We start from the raw sequence: 22,707 nt of genomic DNA, 5'->3' as shown, positions 1-22,707 counted from the left end.
GTTCCTAATTGAGGCGGCGCTGACCTTCCTGTCGGCAGTATGCGTCCGCCTCGGCGACTGACATCTTGGTTGCCGGATAATCGATGGCCCGATCCCAAATGACCCGGTTCAGAGTATAGAGCTGGCAGGTCACAACCCCTTTTGGTGTTTGGACCTGGACAGGTGTTGTTTCAAGGCTTTCTGGGGACGGAACGCAGGCTGTCATAGCCGCGAGAACAGGCAGAACCAGGGCTGCTTTGGTGGTTGGTGCTTTCATGGTGGAACACAACTTTTCTAGGTTAACATACAGAATCGTTACAGATCGGCGGTTTAGGTGTGAGTGAGTGCCGAACAACAGCCAGAAACCATCTGGCTGATATACCCGTCTAGTCAGTTTTTCCTATCGATGCAACAAACCGCGCCGGCCAGCCGGCGCGGTTAACTCAATTGTAAGAAGTTTGAAATTATTTTTCGGGGATCAAACCACGCGGGCTGAATCTAAGAACAATCAATAGAATCAATCCCATGGTAAACAACCGCATATGCGCGGCGCTGTCGATCAGGTGCGCTTTGAGTGCACTTCCGTCAGGCATACCCGCAGTGATCAGATTCATCAGCCACAGACCGATGGGCTCTACCTGAACCCAAAGGAACCAGATCAGGAACGCACCAAGGACGGCGCCAAAGTTGTTGCCCGATCCGCCCACGATCACCATGACCCAGACAAGGAAGGTGAACCGCAGCGGGTTGTAGGTGCCTGGCGTCAGTTGCCCGTCCAGCGTGGTCATCATCGCGCCCGCTATGCCACAAATGGCCGATCCCAGAACGAAGATCTGCAGGTGGCGGCGGGTGACGTCTTTGCCCATCGCCTCGGCGGCGACCTCGTTGTCGCGAATGGCGCGCATCATGCGACCCCACGGGCTTTTCAATGCCATCTGCGCCATCCACAGCAGAACCAGAAGGACAATTAGGAACAGCAAGGAATAGCCAAGTTTCACGGACAGTGTTGAAGCCGTCACTGGGTCCAGTCCGAACCATTCGGCACGGGCAACGAAGCCGGGGTCATTCTGCAGGTCGACCTCATACCCGACCACAGGGGAAGGGCGGGGAATGCCGTAGACGTTCTTGACACCACGCGCCAGCCAGTCCTCGTTCTTCATGATCGCAATGATGATCTCGGCGATACCGAGCGTCGCAATTGCCAGATAGTCCGAGCGCAAACCCAGTGCGGTTTTGCCGATCAGCCAAGCCGCACCTGCGGCCAGCAGTCCACCAGCAGGCCAGGCCAGCAGCACGGGCAAGTTCAGACCGCCGATATTGCCTGCAACGGCGGGGTCAATCGCCTCGATTGCGGCAACATTGGGATCGAAGATGGCGCGGTAGATAAAGAAACCAACGACCAGAATACCAATGATTGCCAGGGTCTGTGTGCGCCCCTTGGGCATCTTCTGCGCAACCATCACGGCCGCAACGACGGTTGCGGCCCCCAGCAACAGCGCGAGGATCACACCAAAGCCACCACCGGACCAGGCGCCCGGCGTGGGCGCGGTCGAAACAAGCACAACAGCCAGCCCGCCCAGCGCCACAAACCCCATGACGCCGACATTGAAGAGGCCCGCAAAACCCCATTGCAGGTTCACCCCAATCGACATGATGGCCGAGATCAGGCCCATGTTCAGGATCAGGATCGCCGCGTTCCAGCTTTGCGTGAACCCGGTCAGCAGGATCAGACCGCCAACGACAACAAATAGCAGTGTGTTTTTGACGGGCTCGCTCATATCACTTTCCCCTTGAACAGACCCGTGGGCTTAAACAGCAGCACAATCAGCAGGATCGCAAAGCTGACGGCGAATTTGTAATCGGTGGACAGGAACTGGACCAAGCCTGACGGCTCCAGACTTTCCGGCGCCAGATAGGTCAGTACCTTTTTCCACGCGTAGGTGATCGTCACTTCGGAAAACGCGATGATGAACCCGCCCGCGATGGCACCCAGAGGGTTGCCAAGCCCGCCTACGATCGCCGAGGCAAAGATTGGCAGCAGAAGCTGGAAATAGACAAAGGGCTTGAAGCTTTTGTCGAGGCCGTAAAGCACACCCGCCGTTGTCGCTAGCGCAGCCACGATGATCCAGGTGATCATCACAACACGTTCGGGGTTGATGCCTGACAGCAAAGCCAGATCCTCGTTGTCCGAATAGGCGCGCATCGATTTACCGGTGCGGGTCTTGTTCAGGAACCAGAACAGCAGCGCCACGGCAACAACCGCCACGATCACGGTAATTCCCTGAGAGGTCTTGATCGCCAGCCCTTCTTGCAGGCCGGTCATCGCCTTGAAATCCCGCGCCGAAACAATGAACCGCGCGCCGTCAGAGAACCTTTGGTCATCCGGCCCGATGATGAACCGCACAAGCCCGTTCATGATGAACATCACGCCCATCGATACGATCACCAGAATGACCGGCTTGGCCTTTTGTTCCCTATAGAACCGATAGACCAGCCTGTCCGTGATCAGTACCAGAACGATACAGCCCAGAATGGCAAAGGGCAGGGCCAACAAGGCGGTCGGCAGCGGCCCGAAACTGACACCGGCGGCCTGTAGGCCCCATGTGACCAGAACGGCAATCATCGCGCCAAAGGCCATCGTGTCGCCATGGGCAAAGTTCGAGAACCGCAGGATGCCATAGATCAGCGTCACCCCCAGAGCCCCCAGCGCCAACTGGCTGCCATAGGCGATTGCGGGAACAAGGACGAAGTTGGAGAGCGCCACAAAGGCGTTGAGGAAGTCCATTAATTTGCTCCTCCGAATGACGAGCATTTTCCATGCCATTGGGAGATTACGAACTCTCCGACGGTAGAAGTGTTACGAGAACGGACTGAAGATCCATTCTCCGAGATCAATGTTGTCTGAGCTTTCAAAGACTGTAGTGCTAGCAGATTGGCGATGGCAGCGGAGTGTAGTCGTCGCATTCTCACCCCCCCAAAAAACTCTTGCGAACTTCCGGATCGGCCAGCAGTTCCTTGCCCGTGCCAGTATAGGCATTCCGCCCCTGAACCAGCACATAACCCTTGTCTGCGATTTCAAGCGCCTGACGGGCGTTCTGTTCCACCATCAGGATCGGCAACCCGGTGCGGGAAACCTCAATGATCCGGTCAAACAACTCATCCATCACGATGGGCGAGACACCGGCGGTTGGTTCGTCCAGCATCAGCACCTTGGGTTGGGTCATCAGCGCGCGGCCCACGGCGACCTGTTGACGTTGGCCGCCTGACAGCTCTCCGGCGGCCTGATTGCGCTTGTCGCGCAGGATGGGGAACAGGTCATAGACCTGCTCCATTGTATGGCTGATGTCGTCGCGCCGGATGAAGGCGCCCATCTCAAGGTTCTCTTCCACCGTCATCGAAGTGAAGATGTTCGAGGTCTGCGGCACAAACCCCATCCCCCGGATCACACGATCCTGCGGGGTGAGGTTGGTAATGTCCTCGCCGTCCAGCCGCACCGAACCGGACCGGACGTCCAGCATTCCGAAAACGGCCTTCATTGCGGTCGATTTGCCGGCTCCGTTCGGGCCAACGATCACGGCGATTTCGCCCTTGTCGACGGCGATGGTGCAGTCATGCAGAATGTCCGGACCCTTGCCGTAGCCACCCGTCATCGTGTCGCCGATCAGAAAGGGACCACCTTCGACCCTGTGGGTTTCGCCGCTTTTGCTATGTGCAGGCGTCATCGTGCCAGCACCCCGGGTATTGGTGATCGAGGCGTCCTTGTTGCCGTGGTCATCCTGATAGGGATTGTCGCTCGTGCCAGCGGTCATGTTTGGGCCTCCAGCTTGTCCTTGTTTTTCAAACCGGTGCCCAGATAGGCTTCGATCACGTGCTCATTGGCCTTGATTTCGTCCAGCGTACCTTCGGCCAGCACCTTGCCCTCGGCCATGCAGATGACCGGATCGCAGATCTTGCCAATGAAATCCATGTCATGCTCGATGACGACAAACGTATAGCCGCGTTCCTTATTCAGGCGCAGGATCGTGTCGGCGATGGTCATCAGCAGGGTGCGGTTCACGCCCGCGCCGACCTCGTCCAGAAACACGATCTTGGCGTCGACCATCATGGTGCGGCCCAGTTCCAGCAGTTTCTTCTGACCGCCCGAGACCTGACCCGCCTTGTGGTCGGCCAGATGTTCGATGGTGAGGAACTCCAGCACCTCGTCGGCTTTCGCGCGTAAAGCGCGTTCCTCGTCGGCGATGCGTTTGCGGCCGAACCACGTGTTCCACAGCGATTCCCCCGATTGGGCACCGGGAACCATCATCAGGTTCTCGCGGCAACTCATCGATGAGAATTCGTGCGCGATCTGGAAGGTGCGCAGCAGGCCCTTGTGAAACAGCTCATGCGGAGGCAGGCCTGTGATGTCCTCGCCATCCATGAACACTTTTCCGCTTGTGGGGGGCAATACCCCGGCGATCACGTTGAACAGAGTGGTTTTTCCGGCCCCGTTCGGCCCGATCAGACCGGTGATTGAACCCTTTTGGATTTCCAGCGATGCCCCATCCACCGCATGAAACCCGCCGAAATGCTTATGCACGTCTTCGACGACGATCATATTATCCCCTTGCCGCCCTGTTCGGCGTTCTTGTTGTCCCATCCCCAGAGAAGAGGTGCGGTCTTTTGTCATTGAAACAGCCCGGACACAAGGCCCGGGCTGCTCGATTTATAACTTGTACTGAGGCGTCAACGGAAGTTGACTGTCTTGTTTTCGCCGTCGGTCACTTCGATCTCGCGGTAAGAACCAGCGCTCTCGCCGGGGCCGATCAGTTCCACGCCCGAGGCGCCGACATAGTCGATGTCCTGACCTGCGGCCAGCAGTTCCAGACCCTTGGCCAGTTCACCCGGATAGATCTTTTCACCCGGAGCGTTGGCGACGTCCATGATCTTGGCGCCGTAGTCCGCCGGGTTGGTCGACCCTGCGGCCTGCATGGCCAGCATGAACAACGCGGCGGCGTCATAGGATTCAGGCGAGTAGGGCGACGAGCCGTCGAAGCCACCGGCCTCGGCCATGGCAAAGTACTTCTCGGCACCTTCACCACCCGAACCGGCGATCTGACCGAACGAGCCGTTCAGGTCTGGTCCCACATTTGCGGGCAGCGAGTCACCGATCATGCCGCCGGGCAGACCGAACGTGTCGAATGCACCGCTGTCTAGTGCCGACTGGATGATGCCCAGACCGCCCTGGTCCAGATAACCGGCAACCACCAGAATATCGCCACCTGCCGACGCCAGAGCGCCAACTTCGGCCGAATAGTCGGCTTTACCGTCTTCGTGCGCCGCAACTATGGTGATTTCACCGCCAGCTGCTTCGAACGAAGTCTGGATCGCGTCCGCCAGACCCTTGCCGTAGTCGTTGTTGGTGTAAGTCAGAGCGATCGAGTTGATGCCGCGGTCTTTCAGAATGTCTGCCATCACCTGACCTTCGCGCGCATCCGAAGGTGCGGTGCGGAAGAACAGGCCGTTGTCTTCCATGGTCGACAGACCGGGCGACGTTGCCGACGGCGAGATCATGACCATGCCGTTCGGGATTGCGACGTTCTGCAGGATCGCGCCGGTCACACCCGAGCAGTCGCCGCCGATGATGCCGGCAACGCCATCGGCAATCATGCGTTCTCCGTTCGAGGTGGCCAGACCGTTGTCGATGCAGCCGGTATCGGCCCGGGTTCCGGTGACGGTTGCGCCATCCAAAAGTTTGCCGGATTCCGTGACTTCGGCCATCGCCATTTCTGCGCCGGACCCCATCGCCGGTGCCAGAGATTCAATCGGGCCGGTGAAGCCAAACAGGATGCCAAGTTTGACATCTTCGGCCATGGCGGTACCGGCCAGCAAAGCGGTTGCTGCAGTTGCTGTTAGCAGCTTTTTCATAAGGTTACTCCCATATTGGAACGTTAACGTCCGGCCATGACCCTAGGCAAGCAATGCGAAAAAGGGAAGTCCTAACGAAAAAGTGCTTTTGCTTGTCCGAACTCTATTTGTTTTGTTGGGTTTAACCAAAACTTGGGCGTCTGACCAAGGCAGGAGGGTAATGATGATCAGGGTTTGCGCGATTCTTTCGATGCTGGGGATTGCTGTGACCGCATGGGCGGATGAACTACAAACCTCGCAAGGCCCGATGAGTGTCGAGGAAATGGCCACCAGGCTGGATACGCCGTGGGCGATCGGGATAATCTCCGACGACATATTTCTGGTGACGGAGCGAGACGGCGATCTTTTGTATTTCGACGGGGACAGAAGCCAACAGGTCTCGGGCGTGCCTGCCGTGGTCGCATCGGGGCAGGGCGGTTTGCTGGATGTCACAATCGCCCGTGATTTCGCGCGTAGCAGAGAGATCTTTCTTACCTTCTCCAAAGCTCAACAGGGTGGTGCAGGCACAGCGGTCGCGGTGGCTCGTCTTTCGGAAGACGGAAAAAAGCTCACCAACGTCCGCATCATTTTCGAGGCTATTCCAGGCGGATCAGGTGGCCGCCATTTCGGCTCGCGCGTGGTCGAAGCAACGAATGGCAGATTGTTCGTGACGCTGGGCGAGCGTGGGGACCGTCCTGCGGCCCAGGACAGGTCCAATCATCTTGGAACGGTCATTCGGATCAACCGCGATGGCTCGGTTCCCGCAGACAATCCCTTCGTTGGTCAGGCCGCGATACGGCCCGAAATCTGGTCTTACGGCCATCGAAACCCGCAGGGCGCAGGGCTGGACGCCCGGGGCCGTTTGTGGGTGTCGGAACATGGGGCCAAGGGTGGTGACGAGGTCAATCTGGTTCAACCCGGCACCAATTACGGTTGGCCGGTTATCTCGTACGGTGTTCACTATTCCGGTAAGAAGATCGGTGAAGGCACGTCAAAGCCGGGCATGAAGCAGCCCGAACATTACTGGGACCCCTCCATCGCCCCTTCGGGATTGCTGGTCTATTCCGGCAAAATGGTGCCCAAGTGGAAGGGGGATATCTTTGTCGGGTCGCTCAAGTTTGACTACATCGCGCGTCTGGCAGGTTCTCCGCTGCGCGAAGTGGAGCAGATCAAAGGCCCGATGACCGAGCGTGTGAGGGACATCGTCGAAGGTCCCGATGGGGCAATCTGGTTCATTTCCGTAGGACAGGGCGCGGTCTACAGGATGTCACGCTGAGCGCGCCAACCCCGCGGTCCTTAGACCGACAACCGCCCGCTTTGCGTTCCACGCTCACGATAAGGGGTGGTGTTGTAGTGCGCCCGGTAGCATTTCGAGAAATGCGAAGGGCTGGCAAAGCCGCAGGCGAGTGCCACGTTGATGACGCTCATATCCGTCTGCATCAGCAGGTTGCGGGCCTTGTGAAGACGCAGTTCCATATAATACCGCTTGGGTGATCGGCTCAAATAGCGACGGAACAGACGCTCCAGCTGGCGGGTCGACATGCCGACTTCTTTCGCCAGAATCGAAGGCGAAATCGGCTCTTCGATGTTCTTTTCCATCATCAGAATGACCTGACTCAGCTTGGGGTGCCGCACACCGATCCGTGTCGGGGTCGACAGCCGCTGTGTATCCTGATCTGTGCGGATCGATGAATAGATCATCTGGTCGGCCACGGCGTTTGCCAGATCCTCACCGAATTCATCTGCGATCAGCTTGAGCATCAGGTCGATGGACGAAGTACCGCCTGCAGTCGTCATGCGATTGCCGTCGATCAGGAACACCGATTTGGTCAGTTCCACTTCATCGAACTCCTCGATGAAACTGTCGGAGTTTTCCCAGTGGATCGTCGCCCGTTTTCCGTCCAGAAGACCGGCCTTTGCCATCGTGTAAGCCGCTGTACACAGCCCGCCGACCTTGAGCCCTCGGCGCGCCTCGCGACGCAACCAGTTCAGCACTTTTTTCGTGGTTGCGGTCTGAACATCGACACCGCCGCAGATCAGGACAACCTCGTCGCGGCGCAGTTCGATCAGGTCGGCGTCCAGTTTGAAGGTCGTTCCGGCGGAACAACTGACGGTGTCACCGCCTTCGCCCACCAGTGACCACGTATAAAGCTGGCGACCGGCCATGCGGTTGGCGATCCGCAGGCTGTCCAGCGCGGACGCAAAGGACAAAAGTGAGAATTTGTCCAGCAAAACGAAAACAAAGTTTTGCGGATTGGACGCAGTGTCTGGCACCGTGACAACTTGGCGTTGCTCTTTCATGGCGTGATGTCCTTGATTCGGCGCCGGGTGATCGTTTTCCCGGCGTCAGCTTTATCAGTCACCATGACCAAAGCTTGTTTGCGGCGTCAAGGGGCGCAAATGGGATATGGTCACTCTTCAATACATTTTGTATAGAGGCGACCTGACTACTTCAGCGGAGATCAAAGCTATGACAGAATGGCAAAAAACGGACTGGCGCAACAAGCCACGGGTTCAGATGCCAGACTATACCGACGCGGCCGCCCTGGCCAAGGTCGAGGCCCAGCTTTCACAGTATCCCCCGCTGGTTTTTGCCGGTGAGGCGCGGCGTCTCAAGCAACATCTGGGTGCCGCCGGTCGCGGCGAAGCCTTCCTGCTGCAGGGCGGGGATTGTGCTGAAAGTTTTGAACAATTCAGCGCGGACGCGATCCGCGACACCTTCAAGGTGATGCTGCAGATGGCGATGGTGCTGACCTATGGCGCCAAGGTGCCGGTGGTCAAAGTCGGCCGCATGGCCGGCCAGTTCGCCAAGCCGCGCAGCGCCCCGACCGAGGTGGTGAATGGCGTCGAACTGCCCAGCTATCGTGGTGACATCATCAACGAACTGGCCTTCACGCCCGAGGCGCGGATTCCGAATCCGGACAAGATGCTTCAGGCCTACACGCAGGCGGCGGCCACGCTGAACCTGTTGCGCGCATTTTCGACCGGCGGATTCGCGGACATGAGCCGTGTCCATTCCTGGACTCTGGGCTTCACCGACAAACAGGATGTCCAGAAATATTCCGAGATCGCGGATCGTATTCAAGACACCATCGATTTCATGGGCGCAGCCGGGATCACGGCGGATACAACGCATGAGTTTTCGACGGTTGAGTTCTACACCAGTCACGAAGGGCTGCTGCTGGAATATGAAGAGGCCCTGACGCGTCTTGATTCCACATCCGGCAACTGGCTGGCTGGCTCCGGTCACATGATCTGGATCGGTGACCGCACCCGTCAGCCTGACGGTGCGCATGTCGAGTTCTGCCGTGGCGTTCAGAATCCGATCGGGTTGAAATGCGGCCCGACCACAACGGCCGAACACCTCAAGGTTCTGATGTCGAAGCTGAACCCGGAGAATGAAGAAGGCCGCCTGACCCTGATTGCACGCTTTGGTGCGGGTAACGCGGGCGAGCATCTGCCGCGCCTGATCAAGGCCGTCAAGGAAGAGGGCGCCAAGGTGACCTGGGTCTGCGATCCGATGCACGGCAATACGATCAAGTCGGCCACGGGCTACAAGACCCGTCCGTTCGACTCGGTCCTGCGCGAAGTGCGCGACTTCTTCGGTGTGCATCAGGCCGAGGGCACGATCCCCGGCGGCGTTCATTTCGAGATGACAGGTTTGGACGTGACCGAATGCACCGGTGGCGTGCGGGCCGTGACCGAAGAAGACCTGTCAGACCGCTATCATACCGCCTGCGACCCACGCCTGAATGCGTCCCAGTCGCTGGAGCTGGCGTTCCTGGTCGCTGAGGAACTGACCAACCTCCGCCGCGACCGCGTTAAGCGCGAAGCCAGCTGATAGTGCTTCCCAGAAAAGCAGAACGGCGGGCCATGGTGCCCGCCGTTTTCATTTGATCGGATTAGTTCAATCCTTTCGCGAAACGACAAGCCGCAAATGAGAGGCGGGGTGTTTGAACCCTTCTTGTTTCTCGGCAAACCCCTCGGCCAATTGTTTCTGTACGTTTTGGGGGGCTTGGATTTCGGAAACAGCGCGGATCCGACTTTCCTTGATCGCAAAACGTCTGGGTGTGGCACCAATGGTGCCGTCGCTGACCATCACGCCCAGTATCCGGCTGACATCGCCCAGATCGCTTCTCAGTGGCAAAAGGATCATGCGTGCCTGCAAACGCGCGCTGCCCAAACGTCCTTTTGAGATCAGGTCCATCTCTGCCAGCGCGGGTTCCGAAAAAACCCGTTCCAGAACTTCGGTAATCTGCCGCCTCGCAGAGGCCTCGAAAAATGCGGTAAGGGGCATGCCGCGGACTTCCATGCCAGCCAGTTTGGTCTGATGGCTGCCAGCAAGGCGGAACCGCGCCAAACCGGGGGCGATACGTTCAAGAACAAAGGTGTATTCCAGAATATTCTCAAGTCCGCGCGGGTCGATCTGTGACCGCATCGGAACGCCGTCACCGGTTAAAAGAGCCGTCCAGTAGGCTTCGGCCTGACGGATCGGAGTAAGACTGCGCCCACTGTCAAAACGATCCATTGCAACGATCTTTCCAAATTTAGACCCGGAACCATTCCCAAAAAGAGACTTCACTTTCGTCACCCCGTACCAATCAAACGCCATTTTCATAAAATGCTACGCATTACGGCCATAGGCGTTCCAAAAACCACGAAAGGAAGATTGGCACGGGTTAACTCAATTTTGGAGGAATTCTTTAACGAATGGTTAACTTCCGGGAGTTCACGCAATCACAGCAAGGTCTTGCCCTGTGGCGGTCTATGGCATTAGGTGCGGCAAGCACGCAGGAAATGGCATCGACAGAAAGGGCAGGCATGATCAGATCCATGACCGGATTTGCCTCGGGTAAGGGGGCTTTCGGGCCGCATAGCTGGACGTGGGAGCTCCGCAGCGTGAATGGCAAGGGTCTGGACATGCGCCTGCGCCTGCCGGATTGGCTGACCGGATTGGAAGCCGCCTTGCGGGGGGAACTGTCAAAATCTCTTAGCCGCGGCAATGTGACTTTGTCGTTGCGGTTGAGCCGCGAAGAAACGGCACCAGATCTTGTGCTGAATGAAACCGCGATGGAATCGGCATTGGATGCGCTGGCTCGAACAGAAAACATGGCTGCAGCGCGGGGCTTGACGCTTGCGCCATCCTGTGCCGCAGATTTGCTTGCGTTGAAAGGCATGATGGAAGCGGGCAATGATACGGACGATGCCGCGCCTTTGGTCGCACATCTTCAGTCTGAATTTCCTGCACTTCTGGGCGCCTTTATCGACATGCGGCGAGCCGAGGGAAAAGCATTGGTCGGTATACTTGACGGGCAACTGGATCAGGTCGCGGCGCTGACAGCTCAGGCGGCTGAGTTGGCCGAAAAGCGCAAAGGCAAGGCTGCCGAGGCGTTGCAGGAGAACCTGGCCCGCGTTTTAGACAACGCTCAGGGTGCGGACCCGGACCGCGTCGCGCAAGAGCTTGCGTTGATCGCCGTAAAGGCGGACATCACCGAAGAGATTGACAGACTGGGTGCCCACGTGACCGCTGCCCGAACTTTGCTGGCGCAGGACGGGGCGGTAGGACGCAAGCTGGACTTCCTGATGCAGGAGTTCAACCGCGAGGCCAACACCTTGTGTTCCAAGGCGCAAAGCGCGGAGCTTACTGCCGTAGGTCTGGAACTTAAGGCTGTGATAGATCAGATGCGCGAACAAGTGCAAAACGTGGAATAAGATCGGAGCGTAAGGATATGGCGGATAGACGAGGCCTTCTTATCATTCTGTCCTCGCCATCGGGCGCGGGCAAATCCACGCTGGCCAAACGGTTGATGAGTTGGGACACAGAGCTGGAGTTTTCAGTTTCGGCAACAACCCGCGCGCCGCGACCGGGCGAAGAACACGGGCGCGATTACTATTTTCTAAGCGAAGATACGTTCCGTCAGCAGGTTTCAGACGGTCAGATGCTGGAACATGCGCATGTTTTCGGAAACTTCTATGGTTCTCCCGCAGGTCCGGTTCGCGAGTCGATCAACAGTGGCAAGGATGTCCTGTTCGATGTCGACTGGCAGGGTGAGGTGCAGATCCGGAACTCGGATCTGGGCAAACATGCGCTTTCGATCTTTATTCTTCCGCCTTCGATTCCGGAATTGCGACGCAGGTTGGAAAGCCGGGGGCAGGACAGTGAAGAAGTGATCGCCAAACGGATGCTCAAAAGCTGGGACGAAATCAGCCACTGGGGGTATTACGATTACGTGCTGATCAATGACGATCTGAATGCAACCGAAGAAAAGCTGAAAACCATCGTCAGCGCCGAGCGAATGCGCCGCATTCAGCAACCCGCGTTGCAGGATCATGTGCGGACATTGCAAAGTGAGTTCGAGGGTTTGGCATGACCATCTACGCACTGGGCGAACACACACCGCAACTTCACGAGGATACCTGGGTTGCGCCCGACGCCAATTTGATTGGGAAGGTCGTGCTGGAGCAAGGCGCCTCGGTCTGGTTCGGCTGCACCATCCGCGCCGATCACGAGGAAATTCGCGTAGGTGCGGGCAGCAATGTGCAGGAAAACTGCGTCATGCATATCGACGCCGGTTTCCCGCTGTCCATAGGGGCCAATTGCACCATCGGCCACAAGGTCATGCTGCACGGCTGCACAATCGGTGAGAATACCTTGATCGGGATGGGTGCCATCGTTCTGAACGGGGCCAGGATCGGCAAGAACTGCCTGATCGGGGCCGGGGCGCTGATCACCGAAAACAAGGAGATACCGGACAATTCCCTGGTCATGGGATCGCCCGGAAAGGTCGTGCGCCAGGTGGATGAGGCGACGGCGCAGCGGCTTACACTCAGCGCGCTGCACTATCAGGACAATATGCGGAAATTTCGTGAAACCCTGAAGCCGATTTCATAGGCCTTTTGACGAGACAAGTAGAAAGGCCGCAGCAATGGCAGAAGATCAGCTAAACGAATTTGTTTCGGCCATTCCCATGCCAGCATTGATGGTCGACCAGACAGAGCGGATCGTTGCTGCCAACACTGATGCCATAACTCTGTTGGGCCGCAACATTCATGGCCGACATTTCGCAACCATCCTGCGGCAGCCTCAGGTTATCGAAGCGATGGAGCAAAGCCTGAGCACGAAAGAGGCCGCGAAAACAAAGCATCTGTCCAACGACGGTGCGCAGGACACCACGTTCGAGGTCCAGTGCAGATACGTTAACGGGGTCGGTGCGGTTTCCGGCGGCGCAGTTTTGGCCATCTTCCAGGACGTGAGCCATCTGGAACAGGCCAGCCAGATGCGGCGGGACTTTGTAGCGAATGTCAGTCACGAGTTGCGCACCCCCTTGACCGCCCTAATGGGGTTCATTGAAACACTGCGTGGCCCGGCCCGAAAGGATGAGGCCGCGCGTGACCGGTTCCTGCAGATCATGATGGATGAGGCGAACCGGATGAACCGTCTGGTGGGCGATCTGTTGTCGCTAAACCGGGTCGAGAGCGAGGAACGTATCCGGCCAAAGGAAGCAGTGGACCTGACGGGGCTGTTGCAATCAACGATAAATACGCTGCGCCCGCTGGCAGAGGATGTGCAAGTCGCTTTGTCTCTGAACGCGCCGCCGGATTCCGTGTCGCTGCCGGGTGATGCCGATCAACTGCGTCAGGTCTTCACCAACCTTATCGAGAACGCCATCAAATACGGCAGCAGCGGCGGCGTCGTTGATGTCACGCTTGAGCTTTTGGAGCGTGACGCGACCGTACGTGGCCCGTCTGTGCGTGTTCAGGTGGCGGACAAGGGGCAAGGTATCGACTCAGTACATTTGCCCCGGCTGACGGAACGGTTTTATCGGGCCGACAGCCACCGGTCACGTCAGTTGGGGGGGACGGGACTTGGGCTGGCGATCGTAAAACACATCGTCAACCGGCATCGCGGCCGGTTGCGTGTGGAAAGCGAATTGGGGCAGGGCACAACGTTCACTGTGATCCTTCCCATCGGGCACAGCGAAACCTGAAACCTGCTCACGGAAGCCTTGCGTCGACGGCATGACAGCTTTGCGCAAAGTTATGCAACTTTCCTCCGGCTTGTCATGAAACTGTTACACACCTGTCACAAAAGGCTTACGCGCGCCTCTTAGAGGTTCGCCCAAGATCATCATGGGGATGATCACTACATATCTTTGTCAAGGAGACTGAAATGTCCTTTGTAAAACTGTCGGCTTCTGCACTGGCCATCGCGGCCGTTTCGGCGACTACTGCTGCTGCGCGTGATCAGGTACAGGTTGCCGGTTCGTCAACCGTGCTGCCTTACGCTTCGATCGTTGCTGAAGCCTTCGGTGAAAACTTTGACTTCCCGACACCGGTTGTTGAATCGGGCGGTTCCTCGGCGGGTCTGAAGCGTTTTTGTGAAGGTGTAGGCGAAAACACCATCGACGTTGCGAACGCTTCGCGTGCCATCCGCGAAAAAGAGATCAAAGCCTGCGCTGAGAACGGCGTGACGGACATCATCGAAGTTCAGATCGGTTATGACGGCATCGTTTTCGCATCCGACATCAACGGCAACTCGTTCGAGTTCACGCCGGAAGACTGGTACAAAGCCCTGTCCGCTCAAATCGTCGTCGACGGCGAACTGATCGACAACCCGAACAAAACCTGGGCTGACGTGAACCCGAGCTTCCCGGCACAGCCGATCGCAGCCTTCATCCCGGGCACCAAGCACGGCACCCGTGAAGTGTTCGAAGACAAGGTGATCCTGGCCGGTTGTGAGCATCTGGGCGACTTTGACGTCTACAAGGCGGCCAACGGCGACGACAAGAAAGCAGCTGAAAAAGCCTGTATCGCGCTGCGCACCGACGGCGTTTCGGTCGATATCGACGGTGACTACACCGAAACACTGGCCCGTATCGAAAGCAACAAGGACGGCATCGGCGTCTTTGGTTTGGCGTTCTACGAGAACAACACCGACAAGCTGCAGGTCGCGACAATGTCCGGCATTGTTCCTTCGACCGAGTCGATCGCATCTGGCGAATACCCTGTTTCGCGCCCGCTTTTCTTCTACGTGAAGAAGGCCCACATCGGCGTGATCCCCGGCCTGAAAGAGTATGCCGAGTTCTTCGTCGCTGACGAGATCGCAGGCCCCGATGGCCCGCTGGCAGAATACGGCCTGGTATCCGACCCCGAGCTGGTCAAGGTACAGGAAACCGTAGCCAACGAAACCGTACTGGGCGGCGGCTCCTAAATACTCATATGAACGGAACCGGGGCGTTTTCTGCGCGTCCCGGTTCCTTTTGACTCCTACTCTGCCATCCTTACGGAGTTCTCATGGCGCTATCCTGGCTGTTGCTTATCCTGCTTGCATTGGCAGTGATTGGATTTTTCGCGGGTCGGTCCCGCGCATTGGCAAGCGCGGCCGGAGAGGCCCGTGATTTGCATTCTTTGCCATCATACTACGGCTACAACGTTGCTCTGACCGCGTTGGTTCCGGCATTGGGTGTGCTTATCATCTGGCTCTTGGTGCAACCGATGATCGTGAACAGCACTGTTTCCGGCCTTATTCCTGATCAAGCGATCCTCGAGGGTTCAGATCGCGGTTTGGTCATGAGCGAGGTGCGCCGTGTGGCTTATGGTCTGGACGGCGCTGTGGCCACTGGCGCGATGGCTGAGGCGCAGGCCCGGGATGGCAATGCTGATATCGAAACCCTGACAAAAACGCTGAAAGAGTCCGGACAGGTTCTGACGCAAGACATCACACAGCCAATTTTGATGGCAGCGCAGAAGTACCGCAGCATGACGTCAACCGGGAAGGTTGCAATGCAGGTCGTCGTACTGGCGATTGCCCTGTTCGGAGCTGCCTTTGCCTATGTCAGAACGCACAAGGATTTCCGGGCCCGTAATGTGGTCGAGCAGGGGGTTCTGGCGCTGTTGCTGCTGGCCGCGTCGATTGCAATCCTGACAACCGTCGGCATCGTTCTGTCGATGTTGTTCGAGACTATGAACTTCTTCCAGTTGCATTCCTGGAAAGACTTTTTCCTGGGAACCACCTGGGCTCCCAACTTCCGTGGCGGAAGTGAGCTGTCGATTCTGCCGCTGCTCTGGGGCACGCTATACATCTCGCTGATTGCGCTGCTGGTTGCTGTGCCGATCGGTCTGTTCGCCGCAATTTACCTGTCGGAATATGCATCCGGTGCGACCCGGTCGATTGCCAAACCTCTGCTCGAAATTCTGGCGGGTATCCCGACCATCGTGTACGGCTTGTTTGCCTTGCTGACGGTTGGTCCCGCGCTTGTTTCCCTTTTTGGTGATGGTGGCGCCTTAGGTGTGGGCTGGATGGCCAGTTCAAATGCGGTTCTGACGGCCGGTCTGGTGATGGGGATCATGCTGATTCCGTTCGTGTCCTCGCTGTCTGACGACATCATCAACGCTGTACCGCAATCCATGCGCGACGGTTCTCTCGGCCTTGGGGCCACGCATTCGGAAACCGTGCGCAATGTGATCCTGCCCGCAGCGCTGCCGGGTATCGTCGGGGCCATTCTGCTGGCTGCCAGCCGTGCCATTGGTGAAACGATGATTGTTGTGATGGCTGCCGGTGCGATAGCAAAGTTCTCGGGCAACCCATTCGAAGCGATGACCACCATCACCACGCGGATCGTCAGCCAACTGACCGGTGATACCGACTTTGCCAGCCCTGAAACACTGGTCGCGTTCGCGCTGGGGCTGACACTCTTTGTGATCACGCTGGGCCTGAATATCCTCGCCCTCTACATCGTACGCAAATACCGGGAGCAGTACGAATGACCGATTTGTCCCAATCACCTGCCTCCGCACCTGCGGCCAAGCCCAAAGGCGGCTCTCTGTTCCAGCAGGATGCCCGAACCAAGCGTCGGAACGCGGCCGAATCCCGTTTCAAGATTTACGGGATCGCTGCAATCAGTGTCGGCCTGCTGATGCTGGTTGTGCTGGTGACGAATATCGTGACCGCCGGAACCGGCGCCTTTCAGCAAACCTATGTCGAACTGGATGTGGACCTGCTGGAAAGCAAGCTGGACAAAAAGGGCAACCGTAACATTGACGAAATCAAGAAAGTGTCGACCTTCGGATACGCACCGCTAATTTCCGCCGCGCTGGAATCCGAAGTTAAAAAGCTGGGCGTCCAAACTGACCTGAAACCCAAGGAAATGGGGAAGATCCTGTCCAAGGCGGCGCAGGCCGAATTGCGGAACTACGTCATCGCAAACCCGAACAAGATCGGCGAAACGGTCAGCTTTCGCTTTCTGACCAACAGCCGCGTTGACGGCTACCTTAAGGGGCGCGTAAGCCGCGAGTCGATCGTGAACGACAAAAGCATCTCGGCCGAACAGCTGGATCTTGTCGACCAATTGCGCGATGCCGGTGTTCTGTACAAAGCCTTTAACCCTGATTTCATTTTCGGCGCAGATGCGTCCGACCAACGCCCCGAGGCGGCAGGGATCGGCGTGTCCATGCTGGGTTCGCTGTTCATGATGTTCGTGGTGCTGGCGCTGGCATTGCCGATTGGTGTTGCCGCCTCGATCTATCTTGAGGAATTCGCGCCGCAGAACCGGCTGACCGATATTATCGAGGTGAATATCTCGAACCTTGCTGCCGTTCCGTCCATCGTGTTCGGTATCCTGGGTCTGGCCGTGTTCATCAACTACATGCACCTGCCAACGTCCGCTCCGCTGGTCGGCGGTCTGGTGCTGACGCTGATGACTTTGCCGACGATCATCATATCGACCCGAGCATCACTAAAGGCCGTGCCGCCGTCGATCCGCGATGCAGCGCTTGGGGTAGGGGCCTCGAAAATGCAGGCGGTGTTCCACCATGTTCTGCCGCTGGCCGCGCCCGGCATCCTGACCGGTACCATCATTGGTCTGGCACAGGCGCTGGGTGAAACGGCTCCGTTGCTTCTGATCGGGATGGTGGGCTTTATCGCTTCGAACCCGCCCGACGGTATTGTTGCGGGCTTCCTGTCCCCGAACTCGGCCATGCCAGCGCAGATCTACGAATGGTCCAAGCGCGCCGACCCGGCCTTTTACGAACGCGCATGGGGGGGCATCATCATTCTGTTGATCTTCCTCGTCACAATGAACACGATTGCGGTCATCCTGCGCCGCCGCTTTGAACGCCGCTGGTAAGTGGAGGCAATAATGAACGACATGACACGAGTGGAGAGAACTGTGGACTCCGAAGAAATCAAGATCGCCGCGAAAAACGTTCAGGTCTATTACGGCGATGCCCACGCCATCAAGGACGTGAACGTGGAGATCGAAGACAAGAAGGTGACGGCCTTCATCGGCCCGTCGGGGTGCGGCAAATCCACCTTCCTGCGCTGCCTGAACCGGATGAACGACACGATCGACATTTGCCGTGTCGAAGGTGATATCCTGTTGGATGGCGAAGACATCTATGACAAGCGTGTCGACCCGGTGCAGCTGCGCGCCAAAGTGGGGATGGTGTTCCAGAAGCCCAACCCGTTCCCCAAGTCGATCTACGACAATGTCGCCTACGGCCCTCGCATCCACGGCCTTGCCAAGAACAAGGCGGAACTGGATGAGATCGTTGAGAAATCCTTGCGTCGGGGTGCGATCTGGGATGAGGTCAAGGACCGGCTGGATGCCCCGGGCACAGGTCTGTCAGGTGGTCAGCAGCAACGCCTGTGCATCGCCCGCGCCGTCGCGACCGAGCCCGAGGTTCTGCTGATGGACGAACCCTGTTCGGCGCTGGACCCGATTGCAACGGCGCAAGTCGAGGAACTGATCGATGAGCTGCGCGCGCAATATTCTGTGGTGATCGTGACCCATTCGATGCAGCAGGCCGCCCGTGTAAGCCAGAAGACCGCTTTCTTCCATTTGGGCAACCTGGTCGAGTTTGGCGAAACCGGCCAGATCTTCACCAACCCGGTGGATCCCCGCACGGAAAGCTACATTACAGGCCGGATCGGCTGAGCACAGGTAACCAGATATGACCGAACAACATATTGCATCCGCATTCGACCGCGACCTTGAAACGATCCAGGCCCACATCATGAAGATGGGCGGTCTGGTCGAGGCCGCAATCATGAGCTCGGCCCGCTCGCTTGAGACGCGCGACGAGGAACTGGCGCAGCAAGTCCGGCAGGGCGACAAGGCCATTGACGCGCTTGAAGAACTGATCAACGAAGAAACCGCGCGTCTGATTGCGCTGCGGTCCCCGACGGCCGGCGATCTGAGGCTGGTGTTGTCGGTCCTGAAGGTTTCGGCCAACCTGGAACGCATTGGCGACTATTCCAAGAACATTGCCAAGCGGACCACGGTTTTGGTCAACGCAGGCGAGATCAACGGCAGCGCTGCGGCTCTGCGCCGTATGGCGCGCGAGGTTGAGCGTATGCTGCGGGACGCCCTGGATGCCTATATCCAGCGCGATGCCGAACTGGCGGCTGACGTGATCGAACGGGACGAGGAAGTGGACCAGATGTACAACGGTCTGTTCCGCGAATTCCTGACGTTCATGGCCGAGGATCCCCGCAATATTTCGTCGTGTATGCATTTGCATTTCATCGCCAAGAACATCGAGCGTATGGGCGACCATGTCACTGCAATCGCTGAGCAGGTTGTTTATCTCGTGACCGGTGAACGACCCTCCGAGGCGCGGCCCAAGGCTGATATCACCTCGCAAACCGTCTAGGAGATCGCGATCATGTCCGCTGATCAGCCCACAGTTCTGGTTGTCGAGGATGAACCCGCGCAGCGCGAAGTGCTGGCCTACAATCTTGAAGCAGAAGGGTTTCGCGTCTCAAAAGCCGCCAACGGTGACGAAGCCCTGCTGCTGGTCGATGAGGATAGCCCGGACATCATCGTGCTAGACTGGATGATGCCACATCTCAGCGGGATCGAAGTCTGTCGGCGTCTGAAAACCCGGCCGGATACGCGCTCCATTCCGATCATCATGCTTTCGGCCCGTACGGAAGAGGTGGACAAGGTGCGTGGGCTGGAAACCGGCGCGGATGACTATGTGGTCAAGCCGTATTCAGTCGTCGAACTCATGGCACGGGTGCGATCCCAACTGCGGCGTGTGCGTCCGGCGACGGTTGGTCTGCGGCTGGAGTATGACGACATCGTTCTGGACTCCGAGACACACAAAGTCAGCCGCGACAGCAAACCGCTGAAACTTGGCCCGACCGAGTTTCGCCTGCTCAGCACTTTCATGGAAAAGCCAGGCCGGGTCTGGAGCCGCGAGCAATTGCTGGACCGGGTCTGGGGGCGGGACATTTATGTCGATACCAGAACAGTTGACGTGCATATCGGACGCCTGCGCAAGGCTTTGACACAGCATGGGGGCGACGATCCGGTGCGCACGGTACGTGGTGCTGGCTACGCCTTGGGCTGAACAAAGGGCAGGGCGGCCCGGTCAGAAACTATGCGATTCACTCATGGGTGATTGCTAAACTCTTGCTGTCTTTTGCCAGCGCTCCGGGTTATTTTGCCGCGAAGCCGACTGAGCGGAGAATGATCATGAACGCCCCGACCCCCAAACCCACCTTGCGCGCCAAGGATACCCCGGATCTTGGTAAATTTGCCTGGGATGATCCTTTTCGCCTGTCTGATCAGCTGAACGAAGACGAACGCATGATTGCGGACAGCGCCCGTGCTTATGCTCAGGAAAAGCTGCAACCCCGGATTACGCAGGCGTTCGAGGAGGAAAAGACAGACCCCGAGATCTTTCGCGAGATGGGCGAAATGGGTTTGTTGGGCACCACGATTCCCGAAGAATATGGCGGGATCGGTGCCGGCTATGTCTCGTACGGGCTGGTGGCGCGTGAAGTCGAGCGTGTGGATTCCGGCTATCGATCGATGATGTCGGTGCAAAGCTCACTGGTGATGTATCCGATCTATGCCTATGGCAGTGAAGAACAGCGGCAAAAATACCTGCCCAAGCTGGCCAGCGGAGAGTGGATTGGTTGTTTCGGTCTGACCGAAGCAGACGCGGGTTCGGATCCGGCGGGTATGAAGACCCGCGCTGAAAAGATCGATGGTGGCTATCGGTTGAACGGCAGCAAGATGTGGATTTCCAATGCACCGATCGCGGATGTGTTTGTTGTCTGGGCCAAATCCGATGCGCATGACGGCAAAATTCGCGGTTTTGTGCTTGAAAAAGGCCTCAAGGGTCTAAGCGCCCCTAAGATTCAGAACAAGCTGAGCCTGCGTGCATCAATCACCGGTGAGATCGTTCTGGATGGCGTAGAGGTTGGTGAAGACGCATTGCTGCCCCATGTTCAGGGTCTGAAAGGTCCATTCGGCTGTCTGAACCGCGCAAGATACGGCATCAGCTGGGGGGTCATGGGGGCAGCGGAATGCTGCTGGCATGGCGCACGCCAGTATGGACTGGACCGCAAGCAATTCAATCGTCCCTTGGCGCAAACGCAATTGTTCCAGCGCAAACTGGCCGACATGCAAACCGAAATCGCGCTGGGGCTGCAGGCCAGCCTGCGGGTCGGACGCCTGATGGATCAGGCCGAAGCTGCGCCGGAAATGATTTCGATCGTGAAGCGCAACAATTGTGGCAAAGCTCTGGATATCGCGCGTCTGGCACGCGACATGCACGGTGGCAACGGTATCTCTCTGGAGTTTCACGTTATCCGCCACATGGTCAATCTGGAGACCGTGAATACCTATGAAGGCACTCACGATGTCCATGCATTGATCCTGGGGCGGGCGCAAACCGGCTTGCAGGCGTTTTTCTAAGCGCCGGATTTCGACGGTGAACATTCTGCCACTCGGCTGCTATTTTGGCAGCCGGGTGGTTGTCGTTGGTAAGATTTTATTCAGAGGTTTGTGAGTTGCCGTCAGCTTGACCGTCAATTTCACAAGATACGTTAGTACGCATAATCAGTATTATGGTAAAAAGCCTCCTTCGCGTTCCTGGTGACACGTTCTTGGTGACACGTTGCTAATCAAAAGTAGTCTAACATCATAACAATCGGTTAGAAGAGATCTCTAACCCTGTTTGACGGCCTTCCGCATCAGGCCTTCCTGTGCGACAGACGCCACAAGTTCGCCATTCTGAGAAAAGATCGAACCGCGGTTAAAACTGCGACCACGGCCTGTCCAAGGTGAATCCATCGAATACAGATGCCAGTTCTCGAAGTGAACCGGTGCATGGAACCACAACGCATGATCCAAGCTGGCGCTGTTGACTTCGCCAGTATACCAGCTCAGGCCGTGCGGCCGCATCCCTGACGTCATCAGGTACATGTCTGACGCGTAGGCCAACAACAGATGTTGTGTGATTGGATCAGTGTCAGCCGCTGCTGACATGCGAAACCAGATTTGGTTGCGGTCATCGGATTTCACCGGATGGATCGGGCTGTGGTGATTGACTTCGCGAACTTCGATCGGACGTTCCCGAAGCAGTTCGCCATGCAGCCGTTTCGGAACTTGATCCAGCAACTTGTGATACAACTCTGATCGCGCGGGATACGAGTTCGGTGAATTCGACTCTGGCATGGGATGTTGGTGGTCCCATCCATCATCCTGAATATGAAAAGACGCCGACAAGTTCAGGATTTGTTTGCCGTTCTGGATCGCAACAACCCGGCGAGTCGTAAAAGAACCTCCATCTCGCGCTCTATCCACTTGATATATTATCGGAATATCAGGGTTTCCGGGTCGTATGAAATACGCATGTAGCGAATGGCATAGCCGGTCGTCCACTGTCCTGTATGCCGCAGCCAGTGCTTGAGCTATGACCTGACCGCCGAAAACTCTTGTTGGGGTTTCCCCGCCGGATCCGGTGCCCCGAAACAGGTCTTGTTCAAGCCTTTCAACGTTGAGAAGATCAAGAAGGATACGCTCGGCTTCGGTCATATTGTGTCTCACT

The 22,707-nt window shown here is 57.4% G+C and carries 22 protein-coding genes; 13 read left to right on the top strand and 9 right to left on the bottom strand.

All coding sequences use genetic code 11. From position 1 onward, the window contains the following. Positions 1 to 4: 4 nt before the first annotated feature. The 6 genes from ACR0J2_RS02525 to ACR0J2_RS02500 all read right to left on the bottom strand — a co-directional run bounded on the left by ACR0J2_RS02525 (position 5) and on the right by ACR0J2_RS02500 (position 5,883). The gene (locus tag ACR0J2_RS02525; RefSeq protein WP_170677152.1) at positions 5 to 256 is read right to left on the bottom strand and encodes a hypothetical protein; all 252 of its coding nucleotides are present in this window, start codon (positions 254 to 256) and stop codon (positions 5 to 7) included. Between the two features lie 187 nt (positions 257 to 443). Next, positions 444 to 1,757, bottom strand: a complete 1,314-nt coding sequence (locus tag ACR0J2_RS02520; RefSeq protein ID WP_480811573.1) for a branched-chain amino acid ABC transporter permease — start codon at positions 1,755 to 1,757, stop codon at positions 444 to 446. Continuing rightward, positions 1,754 to 2,764, bottom strand: a complete 1,011-nt coding sequence (locus tag ACR0J2_RS02515; RefSeq protein ID WP_170615015.1) for a branched-chain amino acid ABC transporter permease — start codon at positions 2,762 to 2,764, stop codon at positions 1,754 to 1,756. The genes ACR0J2_RS02520 and ACR0J2_RS02515 overlap by 4 nt, the downstream gene beginning before the upstream one ends. A gap of 181 nt (positions 2,765 to 2,945) precedes the next feature. Further along, positions 2,946 to 3,788 (bottom strand): ABC transporter ATP-binding protein, encoded by an 843-nt coding sequence (locus ACR0J2_RS02510; protein ID WP_480811572.1) that lies wholly within the window; start codon positions 3,786 to 3,788, stop codon positions 2,946 to 2,948. Continuing rightward, the gene (locus ACR0J2_RS02505) at positions 3,785 to 4,573 is read right to left on the bottom strand and encodes an ABC transporter ATP-binding protein (protein WP_480524111.1); all 789 of its coding nucleotides are present in this window, start codon (positions 4,571 to 4,573) and stop codon (positions 3,785 to 3,787) included. The genes ACR0J2_RS02510 and ACR0J2_RS02505 overlap by 4 nt, the downstream gene beginning before the upstream one ends. A gap of 128 nt (positions 4,574 to 4,701) precedes the next feature. Then, complete coding sequence (locus ACR0J2_RS02500) at positions 4,702 to 5,883, bottom strand: ABC transporter substrate-binding protein (protein ID WP_170615018.1); 1,182 nt, start codon at positions 5,881 to 5,883, stop codon at positions 4,702 to 4,704. A 163-nt stretch (positions 5,884 to 6,046) separates the two neighbouring features. Between ACR0J2_RS02500 and ACR0J2_RS02495 the strand changes: the two genes are divergently transcribed. Next, positions 6,047 to 7,138 carry a PQQ-dependent sugar dehydrogenase gene (locus ACR0J2_RS02495; RefSeq protein WP_480811571.1) on the top strand — a complete coding sequence of 364 codons (1,092 nt, stop codon included), beginning with the start codon at positions 6,047 to 6,049 and terminating at the stop codon, positions 7,136 to 7,138. A 20-nt stretch (positions 7,139 to 7,158) separates the two neighbouring features. On the opposite strand, the gene ACR0J2_RS02490 is transcribed toward ACR0J2_RS02495, so the two are convergent. Beyond that, on the bottom strand, positions 7,159 to 8,163 hold the full coding sequence (locus ACR0J2_RS02490; RefSeq protein ID WP_170615020.1) for a GlxA family transcriptional regulator: 1,005 nt from the start codon (positions 8,161 to 8,163) through the stop codon (positions 7,159 to 7,161). A 169-nt stretch (positions 8,164 to 8,332) separates the two neighbouring features. Here ACR0J2_RS02490 and ACR0J2_RS02485 point away from each other — a divergent pair, with 169 nt between their 5' ends. Next, the gene (locus tag ACR0J2_RS02485) at positions 8,333 to 9,703 is read left to right on the top strand and encodes a class II 3-deoxy-7-phosphoheptulonate synthase (protein WP_480811570.1); all 1,371 of its coding nucleotides are present in this window, start codon (positions 8,333 to 8,335) and stop codon (positions 9,701 to 9,703) included. Between the two features lie 66 nt (positions 9,704 to 9,769). Here the strand turns inward: ACR0J2_RS02485 and ACR0J2_RS02480 are convergent, their stop codons facing one another. Then, a complete protein-coding gene (locus tag ACR0J2_RS02480; RefSeq protein ID WP_480811569.1) occupies positions 9,770 to 10,390 on the bottom strand; it encodes a PAS domain-containing protein in 621 nt (206 codons plus the stop codon). Between the two features lie 305 nt (positions 10,391 to 10,695). On the opposite strand from ACR0J2_RS02480, the gene ACR0J2_RS02475 reads away from it, so the two are divergent. The 11 genes from ACR0J2_RS02475 (at position 10,696) to ACR0J2_RS02425 (ending at position 21,572) form a co-directional block, all read left to right on the top strand. Then, positions 10,696 to 11,574: a YicC/YloC family endoribonuclease gene (locus ACR0J2_RS02475; RefSeq protein WP_480811568.1), complete on the top strand. Its 879-nt coding sequence runs from the start codon at positions 10,696 to 10,698 to the stop codon at positions 11,572 to 11,574. A gap of 17 nt (positions 11,575 to 11,591) precedes the next feature. Next, entirely contained in the window at positions 11,592 to 12,233 is a 642-nt protein-coding gene (gene gmk, locus ACR0J2_RS02470; protein WP_321252965.1) for a guanylate kinase, read from the top strand. Next, complete coding sequence (locus ACR0J2_RS02465) at positions 12,230 to 12,754, top strand: gamma carbonic anhydrase family protein (RefSeq protein ID WP_170824539.1); 525 nt, start codon at positions 12,230 to 12,232, stop codon at positions 12,752 to 12,754. The genes gmk and ACR0J2_RS02465 overlap by 4 nt, the downstream gene beginning before the upstream one ends. Before the next feature lie 34 nt (positions 12,755 to 12,788). Further along, on the top strand, positions 12,789 to 13,850 hold the full coding sequence (locus tag ACR0J2_RS02460; protein WP_480811567.1) for a sensor histidine kinase: 1,062 nt from the start codon (positions 12,789 to 12,791) through the stop codon (positions 13,848 to 13,850). A gap of 182 nt (positions 13,851 to 14,032) precedes the next feature. Further along, positions 14,033 to 15,073, top strand: a complete 1,041-nt coding sequence (locus ACR0J2_RS02455; protein ID WP_480811566.1) for a substrate-binding domain-containing protein — start codon at positions 14,033 to 14,035, stop codon at positions 15,071 to 15,073. A gap of 83 nt (positions 15,074 to 15,156) precedes the next feature. Next, on the top strand, positions 15,157 to 16,629 hold the full coding sequence (gene pstC / locus ACR0J2_RS02450) for a phosphate ABC transporter permease subunit PstC (RefSeq protein WP_480811565.1): 1,473 nt from the start codon (positions 15,157 to 15,159) through the stop codon (positions 16,627 to 16,629). Next, positions 16,626 to 17,987, top strand: coding sequence for a phosphate ABC transporter permease PstA (gene pstA / locus ACR0J2_RS02445; protein ID WP_480811564.1), 1,362 nt, complete (start codon positions 16,626 to 16,628; stop codon positions 17,985 to 17,987). The genes pstC and pstA overlap by 4 nt, the downstream gene beginning before the upstream one ends. Positions 17,988 to 17,999: 12 nt before the next feature. Next, positions 18,000 to 18,797, top strand: coding sequence for a phosphate ABC transporter ATP-binding protein PstB (gene pstB, locus ACR0J2_RS02440; protein WP_170677121.1), 798 nt, complete (start codon positions 18,000 to 18,002; stop codon positions 18,795 to 18,797). Positions 18,798 to 18,813: 16 nt separating this feature from the next. After that, positions 18,814 to 19,515: a phosphate signaling complex protein PhoU gene (gene phoU, locus ACR0J2_RS02435; RefSeq protein WP_170615031.1), complete on the top strand. Its 702-nt coding sequence runs from the start codon at positions 18,814 to 18,816 to the stop codon at positions 19,513 to 19,515. Between the two features lie 12 nt (positions 19,516 to 19,527). After that, entirely contained in the window at positions 19,528 to 20,217 is a 690-nt protein-coding gene (phoB, locus tag ACR0J2_RS02430; RefSeq protein WP_170806354.1) for a phosphate regulon transcriptional regulator PhoB, read from the top strand. A 125-nt stretch (positions 20,218 to 20,342) separates the two neighbouring features. After that, positions 20,343 to 21,572 carry an acyl-CoA dehydrogenase gene (locus ACR0J2_RS02425; protein ID WP_480811563.1) on the top strand — a complete coding sequence of 410 codons (1,230 nt, stop codon included), beginning with the start codon at positions 20,343 to 20,345 and terminating at the stop codon, positions 21,570 to 21,572. A gap of 252 nt (positions 21,573 to 21,824) precedes the next feature. Here the strand turns inward: ACR0J2_RS02425 and ACR0J2_RS02420 are convergent, their stop codons facing one another. Further along, positions 21,825 to 22,694 carry an acyl-CoA thioesterase gene (locus tag ACR0J2_RS02420; RefSeq protein WP_170615034.1) on the bottom strand — a complete coding sequence of 290 codons (870 nt, stop codon included), beginning with the start codon at positions 22,692 to 22,694 and terminating at the stop codon, positions 21,825 to 21,827. Positions 22,695 to 22,707: the final 13 nt, after the last annotated feature.

The sequence above is a fragment of the Ruegeria sp. CG4 genome, assembly GCF_056537185.1.
This window is presented reverse-complemented; position numbering and strand designations above follow the sequence as displayed.